The 13,927-nt window shown below is 64.0% G+C and carries 11 protein-coding genes and 1 pseudogene; 9 read left to right on the forward strand and 3 right to left on the reverse strand.

Annotated features, from left to right (window positions below):
- Positions 1-41 precede the first annotated feature (41 nt).
- The 3 genes from L9B60_RS01025 to L9B60_RS01035 form a co-directional block, all read right to left on the reverse strand.
- Positions 42-989 (reverse strand): FecR domain-containing protein, encoded by a 948-nt coding sequence (locus tag L9B60_RS01025; RefSeq protein ID WP_249675230.1) that lies wholly within the window; start codon positions 987-989, stop codon positions 42-44.
- On the reverse strand, positions 989-1,498 hold the full coding sequence (locus L9B60_RS01030; protein WP_249675232.1) for a sigma-70 family RNA polymerase sigma factor: 510 nt from the start codon (positions 1,496-1,498) through the stop codon (positions 989-991). Before L9B60_RS01030 ends, L9B60_RS01025 begins: the two co-directional genes overlap by 1 nt.
- Positions 1,499-1,583: 85 nt before the next feature.
- A complete protein-coding gene (locus tag L9B60_RS01035; RefSeq protein ID WP_249675233.1) occupies positions 1,584-2,462 on the reverse strand; it encodes a LysR family transcriptional regulator in 879 nt (292 codons plus the stop codon).
- A gap of 149 nt (positions 2,463-2,611) precedes the next feature.
- Between L9B60_RS01035 and L9B60_RS01040 the strand changes: the two are divergent.
- The 9 genes and pseudogenes from L9B60_RS01040 to L9B60_RS01080 all read left to right on the forward strand — a co-directional run bounded on the left by L9B60_RS01040 (position 2,612) and on the right by L9B60_RS01080 (position 13,915).
- A pseudogene (locus L9B60_RS01040) lies at positions 2,612-4,064 on the forward strand (aldehyde dehydrogenase family protein).
- Complete coding sequence (locus L9B60_RS01045; RefSeq protein WP_249675236.1) at positions 4,061-5,110, forward strand: membrane dipeptidase; 1,050 nt, start codon at positions 4,061-4,063, stop codon at positions 5,108-5,110. The pseudogene L9B60_RS01040 and the gene L9B60_RS01045 overlap by 4 nt, the downstream one beginning before the upstream one ends.
- A gap of 114 nt (positions 5,111-5,224) precedes the next feature.
- Entirely contained in the window at positions 5,225-6,784 is a 1,560-nt protein-coding gene (locus tag L9B60_RS01050; RefSeq protein ID WP_249675238.1) for a BCCT family transporter, read from the forward strand.
- Positions 6,785-8,479, forward strand: a complete 1,695-nt coding sequence (locus tag L9B60_RS01055) for a hypothetical protein (protein ID WP_249675240.1) — start codon at positions 6,785-6,787, stop codon at positions 8,477-8,479. It abuts the gene before it with no gap.
- On the forward strand, positions 8,460-9,113 hold the full coding sequence (locus L9B60_RS01060) for a DUF3726 domain-containing protein (protein ID WP_249675242.1): 654 nt from the start codon (positions 8,460-8,462) through the stop codon (positions 9,111-9,113). The genes L9B60_RS01055 and L9B60_RS01060 overlap by 20 nt, the downstream gene beginning before the upstream one ends.
- A gap of 31 nt (positions 9,114-9,144) precedes the next feature.
- Positions 9,145-9,501 carry a RidA family protein gene (locus tag L9B60_RS01065; RefSeq protein WP_249675245.1) on the forward strand — a complete coding sequence of 119 codons (357 nt, stop codon included), beginning with the start codon at positions 9,145-9,147 and terminating at the stop codon, positions 9,499-9,501.
- A gap of 206 nt (positions 9,502-9,707) precedes the next feature.
- Positions 9,708-10,331: a TetR/AcrR family transcriptional regulator gene (locus tag L9B60_RS01070; protein ID WP_249675247.1), complete on the forward strand. Its 624-nt coding sequence runs from the start codon at positions 9,708-9,710 to the stop codon at positions 10,329-10,331.
- Positions 10,324-11,301, forward strand: a complete 978-nt coding sequence (locus L9B60_RS01075) for a zinc-binding dehydrogenase (protein WP_249675249.1) — start codon at positions 10,324-10,326, stop codon at positions 11,299-11,301. Before L9B60_RS01070 ends, L9B60_RS01075 begins: the two co-directional genes overlap by 8 nt.
- A gap of 442 nt (positions 11,302-11,743) precedes the next feature.
- On the forward strand, positions 11,744-13,915 hold the full coding sequence (locus tag L9B60_RS01080) for a PQQ-dependent dehydrogenase, methanol/ethanol family (RefSeq protein ID WP_438866115.1): 2,172 nt from the start codon (positions 11,744-11,746) through the stop codon (positions 13,913-13,915).
- Positions 13,916-13,927 lie beyond the last annotated feature (12 nt).

Genomic DNA, 13,927 nt, shown 5'->3' on the forward strand with positions numbered 1-13,927 from the left:
ATGCCTTGAATGACCGGCGAGGTGAAAAAAAGGGACAGCCTTCACGTGATATTTTTTCGAGGCACCAGCGTGACCCAGTAGCGGGTGCGCGACTGCACCGCCAGCGGCAGGCTGGCGGCCAGCAGGGCCAACACCCGATCGGTGTCGTCCAGGCGGAAGCTGCCAGTCACCCGCAAGGCTTCAAGCGCAGGCTCCCAGCGCAACAGGCCTGGCCGGTAGCGGCCCAGTTCGCGCAAAAAATCGCCCAGTGGCTGGTTCTGCGCCATCAGCACGCCGTCGCGCCAGCCTGGCAACAAGGCATCGAACGCGCTGACAGGCCCGGCGCCGGCGGCCTGCAAACTGACCTGCTGGCCTTCGCGCAGCGCCAGCGCCGGGCCAATCAACGGTTGCAACTGCACCACCCCACTCACCACCGACACTTGGCAATCGTGCCCGGTCAGGCGCACGCAGACTTCGCCTTGGCTAACATTGATGCGCCCGTACGGTGCCTGAATGGTCAAAGGTTCGCGGCCCGGTACCTTGAGGGCCATTTCACCGCGTACCAGGGTCACTTGCCCCATGGCCAGGTCGACGTTGGCCGCGCTGTCGGTGTTCAATTGCAGTGAACTGCCATCGGCCAATGGCACCTGGCGGCGCTCGCCCGTGGCGGTGTGCAGGTCGGCGCGCCAAGCGTCCAGCGGCAACTGCCGGCTCAACAACCAAGTTGCCGGTACCAGCACGGCACAGCCGAGCACGCCCTTGAGCACGCCACGCCGGCCCACGTCCGGGCGGTCCAGCGTGGCCATCGCCAAGGCGGTCGGCAGGCTGCTAAAGCGTTGGCGCAACCCTTGGGCTGTTTGCCAGGCGGCCTCGTGGCGGTCGTGGCTGCTGCGCCATTGCTGCAGGCGCGCATGATCGCTCTCACAGGCCTCGCCCGACTCCATCAGCGCTAGCCACCGGGCGGCTGCGCGGGCCACCTCGCGGGCCTCATTGGACGGCGCAGCGCGCATCACAGCGCCACCAGCAAGCAGTGCTCGTAGGCCTGGGCCATGTAGCGTTTGACGGTGCGCTCGGACACCTTGAGGCGCTCGGCAATCTGCCGATAACCCAGGCCTTCCAACTGGCTCAACAGAAACGCCCGGCGCACCGCGGTCGGCAAACCATCGAGCAACTCGTCCAGCGCCTGCAGGGTTTCCAGCAACAACCAACGTTGCTCGGGCGACGGCACGCTGTCTTCGGGCAACTGCGCCAAGGCATCGAGGTAGGCCTGTTCCAGCTGGCGCCGGGTGTAGAAGTTGCTGAGCAGGCGCTTGCCCACGGTCAACAGGTAGGCGCGCGGCTCGCGCAATTGGTCGAGCTGCTGGGCGCTGGCCAGCACTCGCAAGAACGTATCCTGGCTCAGGTCCGCCGCGTCCCAGGCATTGCCCAGGCGCCGTTGCAACCAACGCTCCAGCCAACTGCGATGGTCGCGATACAAGGCCTGCAGGCTGTGGTCGGTCGGCGCGCCGGCGTCAGTCATGTCAAGCAGCCCTGGCTGATAATAATTTAAATGAGACTCATTATAATTAATGTTGGTTCCCGACACCACGCTCTTTTCTAGGCCTTCAAACCGGTGGGAACGGACTGGCTTTCAAGGCTTTGAGAAACAAATAAGAGGCATGGTTGAGCGAGTCCCGAGGCGGGGTGATGACGCTCACCGTGCGCATGATCCGTTCGTCTGCCAAGGGCAAAAAGCGCAATTGCTGGCTGGCCGAGTGGCTGAGCAATTCGGGCAGCAGCGTCACGCCCAACCCTTGCGCGACCAAGGCCAGCAGCGAGGTGGTGTTCCTCACGCTCAGTGTCGACTGGTCCCGGATATGCCGGAATTCAGCCGCGTTGATGGCCCCGCCCATGCCACTGTCGATGAAGGTTTGCCCCTCCAGATCGCTCCAGCGCACTGGCCGCCCTAACGCACACAAGGGATGACTGGCCGCGCACACCAGGCAAAACGCATCGGCAAACAGAAACTCCTGGCTGACATTGGGCAGGCTTGCCGGGACGGTGGCGATACCGATGTCCACCTCGCCGCTCAACACCGCCTGGGCCACCTTTTGCGAATCCATGTCGCGGATGTCCAGGTGGAACTGCGGGTACTGCTGGTGGAACGCCTTGAGCAGCGGCGGCAGTAGCGTGATGGCGAACGAAGGCACCGCGGCAACACGCACCAGCCCCGTCTCGGCCTTGGCGTAGGTTTTGATGGTGCTGATGGTTTTCTCGAAATGGTTCAGTTCACGTTGCGCTTCCTGCAACACGAAGCGGCCCAACGGGCTGAGCTGGTTCTTGCGCTCGCCCTCGAACAACGGCCCACCCAACTCCTCTTCCAACTGCTTGAGCGACAGCGACACGGCGGCTGGCGTGCGATGCACGCGTTGCGCCGCCTGGGTCAGGTTCTGACTGGTGGCCACCGCCACGAAAAACTGCAGATTAGTGATTTTGATGGTCATGACGGACAACCTGCGGGCAAGGGCAAGGCTTAAATAATACTTAACAAAGGTTAAAATTTACTAGATTTACTTAAATGACCGTCCGCTCATAATCCTTTCAGAACACGTAGAAGCAGTGCCTGCCCGGGCCTGCCGTTCAGGAGAATGTTATGAGCAACAGCCATTCGAACTACATTGCCGGTGAGTGGGTAACCGGCGAGCGCGAGATAGAAAACCGCAACCCTTCCGATACTCGCGAGGTCATCGGCCTGTACGCCCAGGCCTCTGCCGCACAACTGGAACGGGCCATCGAAGCCGCCCAAGGCGCGCAAAAGCGCTGGGCCTGCACGGGCCTGGAGCAGCGCTACAAGGTGTTGATGGCCATCGGTCAGGAACTGATGAAACGCTCTGGCGAAATCGGCCAGGTGTTGTCGCGTGAGGAAGGCAAACCCCAGGCCGAAGGGGTTGGCGAGGTGTACCGGGCCGGCCAGTTCTTCACCTATTACGCGGCCGAAACGCTGCGCCAATTGGGCGAAACCGCTGACTCGGTGCGCGACGGCATCGAGATCGACATCCGCCGCGAACCGGTTGGCGTGGTCGCCATCATCTCGCCGTGGAACTTCCCCATGGCCACCGCGTGCTGGAAGATCGCCCCGGCGTTGGCGTTCGGCAATGCCGTGGTCTGGAAGCCAGCCAACCTCACCCCCGCCTGCGCGGTGATCCTCAGCGAGATCATTGCCCGCCAGGACATCCCCAAAGGGCTGTTCAACCTGGTGATGGGAGCAGGTTCGCAGGTGGGCCAGGCGCTTATCGAGCACCCGGGCATCCGCGCCATTTCCTTCACCGGCTCTGTTCCCGTGGGCAAAGGCATTGCGGCGAGCGCGGCGGCCAACCTGACCCGGGTGCAACTGGAGATGGGCTCCAAGAACGCCCTGGCGGTGATGGACGATGCCGACCTGGACCTGGCCGTGGCCTGCGCACTCAACGGTGCCTTCGGCGGCACCGGCCAGAAGTGCACGGCCTCCTCGCGGTTGATCGTGCACGAACACATCCACGATGCCTTCGTCGAAAAACTCGCTGCCGCCACCCAGGCACTGAAGGTGGGCCACGCCCTGGAAGCCGGCACGCAGATCGGCCCGGTGGCCAGCACCGAGCAACTGCAGGCCAACTTGGCCTACGTTCAATTGGGGCGCCAAGAGGGTGGCGAATTACTCGTCGGCGGCAACGCCATGGAACGGGCAACTCCAGGCCGACTACATGGCACCGGCGTTGTTCGTCGGCACACACAACGGCATGCGCATCAACCGCGAGGAACTGTTCGCCCCCATCGCCTGCGTGATCAAGGCCGGTAGCTACGAAGAGGCGCTGACGTTGGTCAACGACACCCGCTTTGGCCTGACCGCCGGGATCATGACCCGATCGCTGGCCCGCGCCAGCCACTTTCGCCGCAACGCCAAGGTCGGTTGCGTGATGGTCAACCTGCCCACCGCCGGCACCGACTACCACGTGCCCTTCGGCGGCCGCGGCGACTCCAGTTACGGCCCCCGCGAACAAGGCCGCTCGGCAGTGGAGTTTTACACCCACGTGAAGACTGGCTACATCGCCGCAGGAGCCCCGCTATGAACCCGGCGTTCCCCTTGGCTGCGCGCGGCCCACGCATCGACGCCATGCAATACGGCAACTGGTCGGAAAAAATCTTCCGGCAGATGCGCGCAGGCGGTGTGGACGCGGTGCATGTCACCATCGCCTACCACGAAACCTTCCGCGAAACGGTAGCCAATATCGAAGCCTGGAACCTGCTGTTCCAACGCTTTGGCGACCTGATCTTCCATGGCAAATGGGCCAGCGATGTTGCCCTGGCCCGGCAAACCGGGCGCACCGCGATCTTCTTCGGCTTCCAGAACCCTTCGCCTATCGAGGACGACATTGGCCTGGTGGAAATCGTGCATACCCTGGGCGCACGCTTCATGCAACTGACCTACAACAACCAGTCGCTGCTGGCCACCGGTTGCTACGAAAAGGAAGACCCGGGGCTCACGCGCATGGGCAAGCAGGTGGTCCGCGAGATGAACCGGGTGGGGCTGGTGGTGGACATGTCCCACTCCTCCGACCGCTCCACCCTTGAGGCGATCGAGCACTCCGAGCGGCCGATCGCGATCACCCACGCCAACCCCTCGTTCTGGCACCCGGCGCTGCGCAACAAGTCCGACGAGGTGCTCAAGGCCTTGGGGCAGAGCGGCGGCATGTTCGGTTTTTCCATGTACCCCCATCACCTCAAGGACAAAAGCGCCTGCACTTTGCAAAGCTTCTGCGACATGGTAGCGCGCACCGCCGACCTGATCGGCATCGACCACCTGGGGCTGGGCTCGGACCTGTGCCAGGACCAGCCCGACAGCGTGGTCGACTGGATGCGGGTGGGCCGCTGGACCCGCGAAATCGATTACGGCGAGGGCTCCAAAGCGCAGCCCGGCTTCCCCGACCCGCCGCAGTGGTTTCGCGACAACCGCGACTTTGCCAACGTCGAGTCGGGCTTGCGCGCGGCAGGCTTTGGCATCGCCGAGGTGGCCGCAGTGATGGGCGGCAACTGGCTGCGCTTCTTCCAGACAAGCTTCGAGCCCGCGAAGGCTTGCGAGCAAGCAACGGATCACCCCACGTCGCTGGCGCTGTAATAGCGCCACCAGACGCCCCGAAGTCAGGCCCGCCAGAGGCCATCGCTCGGCACTAACAACAATAAATCTGCCCATAACAATTATCAGCGATCGACAACGCTCGACGGAGGCACAATGGAAATCCCAACCCAAGCCCAAGCGGGGCCTGAAGTGTACGCGCCTGGCCAAACACGCCCTGGCTCGCTCGATTGGTCAACCTTCTGGATCAGCGGGGGCTTCTTCCTGCTGTTCCTGGTGATCGCCCTGATTGACCTGAAAACCTTGTCCACGCTCATCGATAGCGCGTTTGCCTGGAGCACCCATTTCTTCGGCCTGTATTGGCAAGTGCTGATGCTGCTGACCTTTGCCTCCAGCCTGTACATCGGCTTTACCCGCATTGGCCGGGTCAAGCTCGGTGGCGTGACCTGCAAGCCGTCGATCAGCACTTTCAACTGGGTCTCGATGATCATGTGCGCGCTGCTGGCCGGCGGTGGCGCCTTCTGGGCGGCGGCCGAGCCCTTGATGCATTTCATCTCCCCGCCGCCCTACTTCGGCGCGCTGGCGCATACTGATTCGGCCGCCGTGGCCGCGCTTTCCCAGTCTTTCCTGCACTGGGGCTTCATGGCCTGGGCGGTACTGGGCAGCCTGCTGACGGTGGTGTACATGTACCTGCACTATGAGAAAAACCTGCCGCTGATGCCGCGCACCCTGCTCTACCCATTGCTCGGCGAGCGGGCGCTGAAGGGGCCCATCGCCGTGCTGGCCGACGCCTCGGCGATCATCGCGGTGGTGGCCGGCACCATCGGGCCGGTGGGTTTCCTGGGCTTGCAGATCGCGTTCGTGCTGCACTCGGTGTGGGGCGTGCCCGACACCATCACCACCCAGGCCATGGTCATTCTGGCCGTGACCACGATCTACACCCTGTCGTGCGTGATCGGGCTGGGCGGGCTGCGCCTGGTCAGTAAGGTCCACGTGTGGCTGATGCTGGGGTTGGCGGCGTTTCTGTTCATCTTCGGGCCCACGCTGTTTCTCAGCCAAACCTACGTGCAAGGCCTGGCCCAGCACGTGACGCACTTTTTCCAGACGGCCCTGTATCGCGACGACAGCAAGTGGCTCAATGGCTGGACGCTGTTTTATTGGGGATGGTTCATTGGTTATGCGCCGATGATGGCGATCTACGTGGCCAGGGTGTCCCGCGGCCGCAGCATTCGCGAAGTCGTGGGCCTGCTGTCGGTGGCGGCGCCGCTGATCACCATGGTGTGGTTCACCCTGGTCGGTGGCACCGGCATCGGCCTCGAATTGCAGTCGCCGGGCAGCGTGATCAGCCATGGCACCCAGCCTGAGGCCCTGCTGTTGGGCGTGGCCCAGGCCATGCCTTTGCCTAACCTGATCTCGGCGCTGTTTCTGTTTTTGAGCTTCTTCTCGGTGGTCACCAGCGCAGGGTCCATGTCGTACACCGTGGCCATGGCCATCAGCACCCAGCCCGGCGAGTCGCCGACCTGGTTGCGGGTGTTCTGGGCCGCTGGCATGGGCCTGGTCGGGGCCACCCTGATCACCCTGGGCCAAGGTGGGGTCAGCGCGCTGCAGTCGTTCATTGTGATCACCGCAGTGCCGGTGTCATTGCTGATCTTGCCCTCTGTCTGGGATGCCGTGCGCATCGCTCGGCAAATGGCCCGTGACCAAGGGGTGATCTGAATGGAACTGCGCGCACCCGCCACCGTCATGAAGGCTGCTCGCCTGGGCGCTTTCCATCAGTCGCGACTGTCCTTCATGCGCCAATTGCTGCGCCGCCTCAAGCGCGAGCAGTGGCAGTTCCAGCGCCCGCTGTGGACGATCAACGCGCAGGGCGTCGGCCGCGCCGTGTACGTGGCCCAAGGGCCGCAAAGGGCTTACAGCCTGGTGGCCTTTGCCCACGACCTGGACCCCGCGTTGCGCTCGGACCGGGTGATTGCCACCGCCTGGGACGCCACTTTCGCGCTGTTCGACGGCATCCCGCAGGCGGCCGACCTGGACCGCCTGGAGGCCAATGTGCCGAAACAGGAAGCCGGCCGTATTACCTCCAGCGAGCTGTGCCTGGCGCGAGCCAACCGTTCGGTCCGCTTGTTCGATCATGTCGTGCAGGTACTTGCCGAAGGTCGCCAACCCGATCGCGCCGCTGTCGATGAGGTCGGTTACCTGATGCGCACCACCGCCGTCTACGGCAGTGGAAAATTCGGCGCCGCCGACCGCGAGCGCATCGCCCTGCGCCCGGAACTGGCCGCGCCCTTCCAGGCCGAAATGCTCACGGTTTTTTTGATCAGGGCATTCACCGTCGACCTGGTCGAGCACCTGGCGCAGGCCCGCTCGCCAGAGACCGCAGTCACTCTGCAAGGGGCGCTGCGACGTCGCTTTGGCATGGGTAACTCCACGGGGCTGGGCATGGCGCCCTTCCTGTTGAACCACCCGGTGCTGCTGAACAACTGGGTACGGGCCAAGGAAACCGCCTTGCTACGCGTGCGTGCTGTGCAAAGGCCCACGGCAGCCGAGTGCTCGCGATTTGTCGACTTCGTGCACCGCGCCCAGGCGGATGCCCTGCACTGGCATAGCGCACACGAACTGCAAGGCCTGCGCATCAACGGCTTGCAGCAGGACTTCAAGCAACTGATGCAGCGCATCGACGGGGGTGTTCTGCAACGCGACTATCCGTGGGATGAACTGTATCGCTGGGCCGAGCAGACGTTGACGCTGGAGGGGCAAGAGCAAGTGGTGTCCCTGCTGATCGAACCCTATGGGCACCTGGTCGATGAGCTGGGCGACACCATGCAGGCCGACGAGTCGCTGACCTTCACCCTCGACGGCAGCCTGCGCGTTGGGGCGTTGCGTGATGCGCTTGGCGCTCACTATGCCTGGGTGGCCGATATCGATTTCACTGCCGAGCACAACCAGGCGCTGTTCTGGTACGTGTCCCAGGAAAAACTCGAACCGCGCCTGGGGCAACGCTATGCCGAACCGGGCCAGGCCCTTGAGCAGCCCTTGGCGGTGGCTCGGGACATTGCCCACCTGCAACAGGCGTTGGCCCTTTTCAACGACCAAGACCGCGTGGCGACGTTCCTCCTGGCCCACCCCGAGCATCGCCATGCGGTCAGGCGCGTGCAGTTGGCGGCCAGCCACCCGTATGCCGACATCCAGGACAACCTGATCGCCCGGACGCTGCTGCCGATCGACCTGCTGCGCTGCAAGCTTTCATTCTTCGGTTCCACCCAGTTCGACCCGCGTTCGGATCGCTGGGTGCGCATCAACATGTACCAAAACGCCCCCTTCCCCCATGAGTTGAGCCAGGTACCGGCTGACGACTGGTCCTACCCCAGCCTCGCAAACCTGGAGCATGCCCATGACCCTCTCGTTGAATGAAATCGAAAGCCTGTGCAAAAAGGCCGCGCGCGGTGCCGGGCTGTCCTGGGGCCTGGCCGAAGAAGCCGGCAAGGCCGCGCGCTGGCTTAGCGCCCATGGCCTGGAAGGCCCTGGCCTGCTGGCGGCACAACTGCGCCGCAATGATGGCCTGGCCTGGCAGGCGCTGGCACCGGTGATCGGTGAAGGGGCCTGGCAGGCCGCCACCCTGCCGATGTGCCCGGTGATTGCCGGCGCAACACTGGGCGACCACGCCTACTTGCTGGCCACAACGGGGGAAATCAGCCTGTGCGAAGTCGCCTGCCCGCCGTTGCTGATGCCCTTCGTCAGTGCCGCGGCCAAACGCCTGCAGGTGCCCCTTAAGCTTTGCTGGCCAGGCGGCAGCGCAGGCTTTGATCGCCACGGCAAGGCGTTCCTGAACATGGCTGAAAAAACCTTGCTGTACAGCGCCGCCCCCGTGCGCTGCACGGCGATGGCCGGGCCATTCAATGAAACCGATGCACTGCAAGGCCCCCTTGCCCAGGTGGCCGAGCAAGACCTGAGCTACCTGGAAAGCCTGGCCGAGCGCACCTATGTGCCGGCCTCTGAGGCCTCGCGTCTGCAAGGCGCTGGCGCGGGCTTGAGCGACAACAACTGAATCTTCTTATGAAACCGAAATGGATCTGCACATGAGCGCTTCACTCCACCGAATCGGCACTACCGCACGCTTCAGCGAAATCGTCATCCACCACGACACGGCCTACCTGGCAGGCCAAGTCTCGCAATTGAGCGAGGGCGACATCAGCGCGCAAGCGCAGGACGTCTTCGACAAAATCGACGCCTTGCTGGCCAAGGCCGCCACCCACAAGGGGCAATTGCTGTCGGCGCAGATCTGGCTGGCTGACATGGCAGACTACGCCGCCATGAACCAGGTGTGGGACGCTTGGTTGGCCGACGTCGACGCCCCCGTGCGGGTCTGCGTGCAAGCGCCCATGGCAAAAAAGCACTACCGGATCGAGGTCCAGGTCATCGCCGCACTGGCCTGACACCGTAACTGTTTCGCTGCGCGTACCCGCCCTTCTCCGGCGCCAAGACCGAAGTACCCCCCGGGCTATTTGATCAGGGGGTGCTTGGCGATGAAGGGCGCATTGGCGAGTTCTTGAATCAGCGCCCGTGATTACCCTGCATAAGCACACACCCTTGTGCGACCCCAGAACTAGACGACCGGTCTGTTTCATGCATAATCACCCCCATGAACCTGACCAAGAAAGCTGAAGCCACCCGCCAACACATTCTCGACACCGGTCGCCAACTGGTGTTGCACAAGGGCTTTGCCGGGGTCGGCCTACTCGAAATCCTCAAGACCTGCGGCGTGCCCAAAGGCTCGTTCTACCACTACTTCCCGTCCAAGGAAGCCTTCGGCTGCGCGCTGCTGGAGCAGTACGTCGCCGATTACCGGCTGCGCCTGAACGCGCTGTTCGCCGTGCACACAGGCACTGGCCGCGAGCGCCTGATGCGCTACTGGCATGCCTGGATCGACGACCCCGACACCGGCGGCTGGGCCGAGGACTGCCTGGTGGTGAAGCTGGCCGCCGAGGTGGCCGACCTGTCCGAAGACATGCGCCGCGTGCTCGACGATGGTGTCACCGCCCTGGTGGCGCGCATCGCCGCTGCCGTGCGCGAAGGCCGTGAAGACGGCTCGTTGCCACCCGGTGCAGAACCGCAAGCCCTGGCCCAAGTGCTGTACCAGATGTGGCTGGGCGCCGCCCTGCTGGCCAAACTTTCACGCAACAAGACACCGCTGCACCAATCCTTGGCCGCTACCGGCCATTTGCTTGACTGCCCGTCATCCTCACAAGGAGCCTCACATGCGTAGCACCGTGCACAGCGTTTTCGGCGAACCGGCCGACGTCCTGACCCTGGGTGAGAGCCCCGTGCCGCAACCGGGCCCAGGCCAAGTGCGGATCAAGACCGTGCTCTCGCCCATTCACAACCATGACTTGTGGACCGTGCGCGGCCAGTACGGCTACAAGCCCGAACTGCCGGCCATCGGTGGCAGCGAGGCAGTGGGGGTGGTCGATGCGCTGGGTGAGGGCGTCGAGGGCGTGCCTGTGGGCCAACGCTTTGCCGTCGCCGGCGTGCACGGCACCTGGGCTGAGTACTTCATAGCCCCGGCGAAATTGCTGGTGCCTCTGCCGCCGGCCATCGCCGATGAAACCGCCGCGCAACTGATCGCCATGCCGCTCAGCGCGCTGATGCTGCTCGAATTCCTGGAGGTGGAACGTGGCGCCTGGATCGTCCAGAACACCGCCAACGGCGCGGTCGGCAAGACCCTGGCGATGCTGGCCGCAGCACGTGGGGTAAACACCGTCAACCTGGTGCGCCGTGATGCCGGCGTGGCCGAGTTGAGCGCGTTGGGCATCCAGAATGCCGTGTCTACCGCGCAAAGCGGCTGGCAGGAAAAAGTCCGCGCCATCGTCGGCGACGCACCGATCCTGGCGGCCGTGGACTCGGTGGGCGGCCAGGCCAGTGGCGAGCTATTGGCCTTGCTGGGCGACGGCGGCGTGCTGGTGTCGTTCGGTGCGATGGCCTCCGAGCCGATGCAGATTTCTTCGGGTGACCTGATCTTCAAGCAGGCTATCGTCAAGGGCTTCTGGGGCACCAAGGCCAGCGCCGCGCTGACGCCCGAAGACAAGCGCCGGCTGTTCGGCGAGTTGTTGGGCCTGGCGGCCAGTGGCGAGCTGAAACTGCCGGTGGAAGCGGTGTACGACCTGGCGGATTCGGCCAAAGCGGCGGCCGCCAGCTTGCAGCCTGGGCGCAAGGGCAAGGTGTTGCTGCGCCCCTGAGGCGCCCCCGTCCTGTAGGAGCGGATTCATCCGCGAAGGCCATACGGCGGTGTATCAGGCATACCGCGCCGACCCTTTCGCGGATGAATCCGCTCCTACGGGCCATCGCCAGCCATTGCGACACCTGTCCCATTCTTGCGACATTCGGCGCAACGCCGCGACAGGTGTCCGCGCCCCCAAGGCGCCCTTCCCCCCGCAATACCTGGCCCCCGCCCCCTGGCACAGCCCTTGCTCTTATCTGTTGGCCACCAGCACCTGCTGCGGCCACTAGCTCTGTACGAAATGTATCCCAGCTCGGCCATGCTGCGTTGAAAACAGGCTCGGAATGCTCATTGACAACCAGTCAACTCCGCTCCCTCGCCTGTTTTCGCCTTGCCTGGCCTTCGCTGGAACACATTTCGTACAGAGCCTAATAAGAACGGGAGATCCGACCATGAAACCAATGGGCCTTTGGCGGCATTCGTTGCACCACCCTCAGCCTGGAACCGCCCCCCTCACCACCGCGCTACTGATTGCCCTTGGGCTGGGCGCCGGTTCAACCTTCAGTGCCTTTGCCCAGACCCCGGCCAATGTCGACGGCGCGCGCATCAGTGCCGCCGACAGCGAGCCCGGCAACTGGATGAGCACCGGCCGCACCTATGACGAACAGCGTTTCAGCCCGCTCAAACAGATCAACGACGCCAACGTCGGCAAGCTGGGCCTGGCCTGGAGCTACAAGCTGGACATCGACCGGGGCGTGGAAGCCACGCCCATCGTGGTGGATGGGGTGATGTACACCACCGGGCCGTTCTCCATCGTCTATGCGCTGGATGCGCGTGACGGCACGCTGCTGTGGAAGTACGACCCCAAGTCTGACCGCAGCCGTGCCGGCGAAGCCTGCTGCGATGCGGTAAACCGCGGCGTGGCGGTGTGGAACGGCAAGGTATACGTCGGCGTGCTGGACGGCCGCCTGGAAGCCATCGACGCCAAGACCGGCCAGCGCGTGTGGTCGGTCGATACCCGTTCGGACCCCAGCCGCAGTATCACCATCACCGGTGCGCCGCGCATCGTCAAAGGCCGGGTGATCATCGGCAACGGCGGCGCCGAGTATGGCGTGCGTGGCTATATCACCGCCTACGACGCCGAGACCGGCAAGCAGGACTGGCGCTTCTTCACTGTGCCCGGCGATCCCAAGCTGCCGCCGGAAAACAAGGCCATGGCGATCGCCGCCAAGACCTGGTTCGGCGACAAGTTCGTCGAACAGGGTGGCGGCGGCACGGTCTGGGACTCGATGTCCTACGACCCCAAGCTCAACCTCTTGTACATCGGCGTGGGCAACGCCTCCTCGTGGAACCCCAGGCTGCGCTCCGAAGGCAAGGGCGACAACCTGTTTTTGTCTTCCATCGTGGCCATCAACCCGGACACCGGCGAGTACGTGTGGCACTACCAGACGACACCGGGTGACGCCTGGGACTTCACCGCCACCGCGCACATCATGCTGGCTGACCTGGTGATCGACGGCAAGCCGCGCCAAGTGCTGATGCAATCACCCAAGAATGGGTTTTTCTACGTGATCGACCGCGCCACCGGCGAGCTGTTGTCGGCCAAGAACATCGTGCCGATCAACTGGGCCACCGGCGTGGACATGCAGACCGGCCGGCCAATGGTGGACGAGAAGGCCGCCGTGTACTGGACCGACCCCGAGCGCAAGGCCAAGCTGGTTCAGCCGGCCTTCTGGGGCGCCCACGACTGGCAGCCAATGTCGTATAACCCGGCCACCGGCCTTGTGTACATCCCCGCCCACATCATGTCGGCGCTGTACCAGGACGTCGATGGCCACCCGCGCAAGAAATTCAAGAGCATGTACCAGTTGCAGGTCAACACCGGGATGATGCCCGAAGACCCCGAAGGCCTGCGCAAGCTGGCCGACACCTGGACCGGCAAGCTGATCGCCTGGGACCCGCTCAAGCAGGAGGCGCGCTGGGAGGTGCCCTACTCGACCATCTTCAACGGCGGCACCCTGAGCACCGCCGGCAATTTACTGTTCGAAGGCACGGCCGATGGCCGCGTGGTGGCCTACTCGGCTGACAAGGGCAAACTGCTCTGGGAGCAACCGGCCAACACCGGGGTGATGGCCGGCCCCGTGACTTATGAGGTGAACGGCGAGCAGTACGTGACGTTCATGGCCGGCTGGGGCGGCGCGTTTTCCACCTTTGCTGGCGCCCTGTCGCTCAAGGCCGGGGTAAAGCCCAACGCCCAGGTGCTGACCTACAAGATTGGCGGCACGGCCAAGCTGCCGGACCTGAAGTACAAATACGCCGACCACAAGGTCGACCCACCTCCCTTCACCGGCACCATCGCCCAGGTCGACCAGGGCCGCGCGCTGTTCAATGGCCACTGCGACACCTGCCACGGCATCAACGCGATCAGCGGCGGCGTGCTGCCGGACCTGCGCATGCTCAGCAAGGAAAACCACCAGATGTTCCTGGGCATCGTCTACGGCGCCCGGGTGCCCGACGGCATGCCGTCGTTCGCCGAAGAGCTGACGCCCGAGCAGGTCGAGCTGATCCACCAGTACGTGATCAAACGCTCCCACGACCTGCTGGGCACGATGCAAACCGCGACCCGACCTTGATCGATTGTTCAG

Origin of the sequence: Pseudomonas abieticivorans (genome assembly GCF_023509015.1) — a bacterium.
Lineage (GTDB): Bacteria > Pseudomonadota > Gammaproteobacteria > Pseudomonadales > Pseudomonadaceae > Aquipseudomonas > Aquipseudomonas abieticivorans.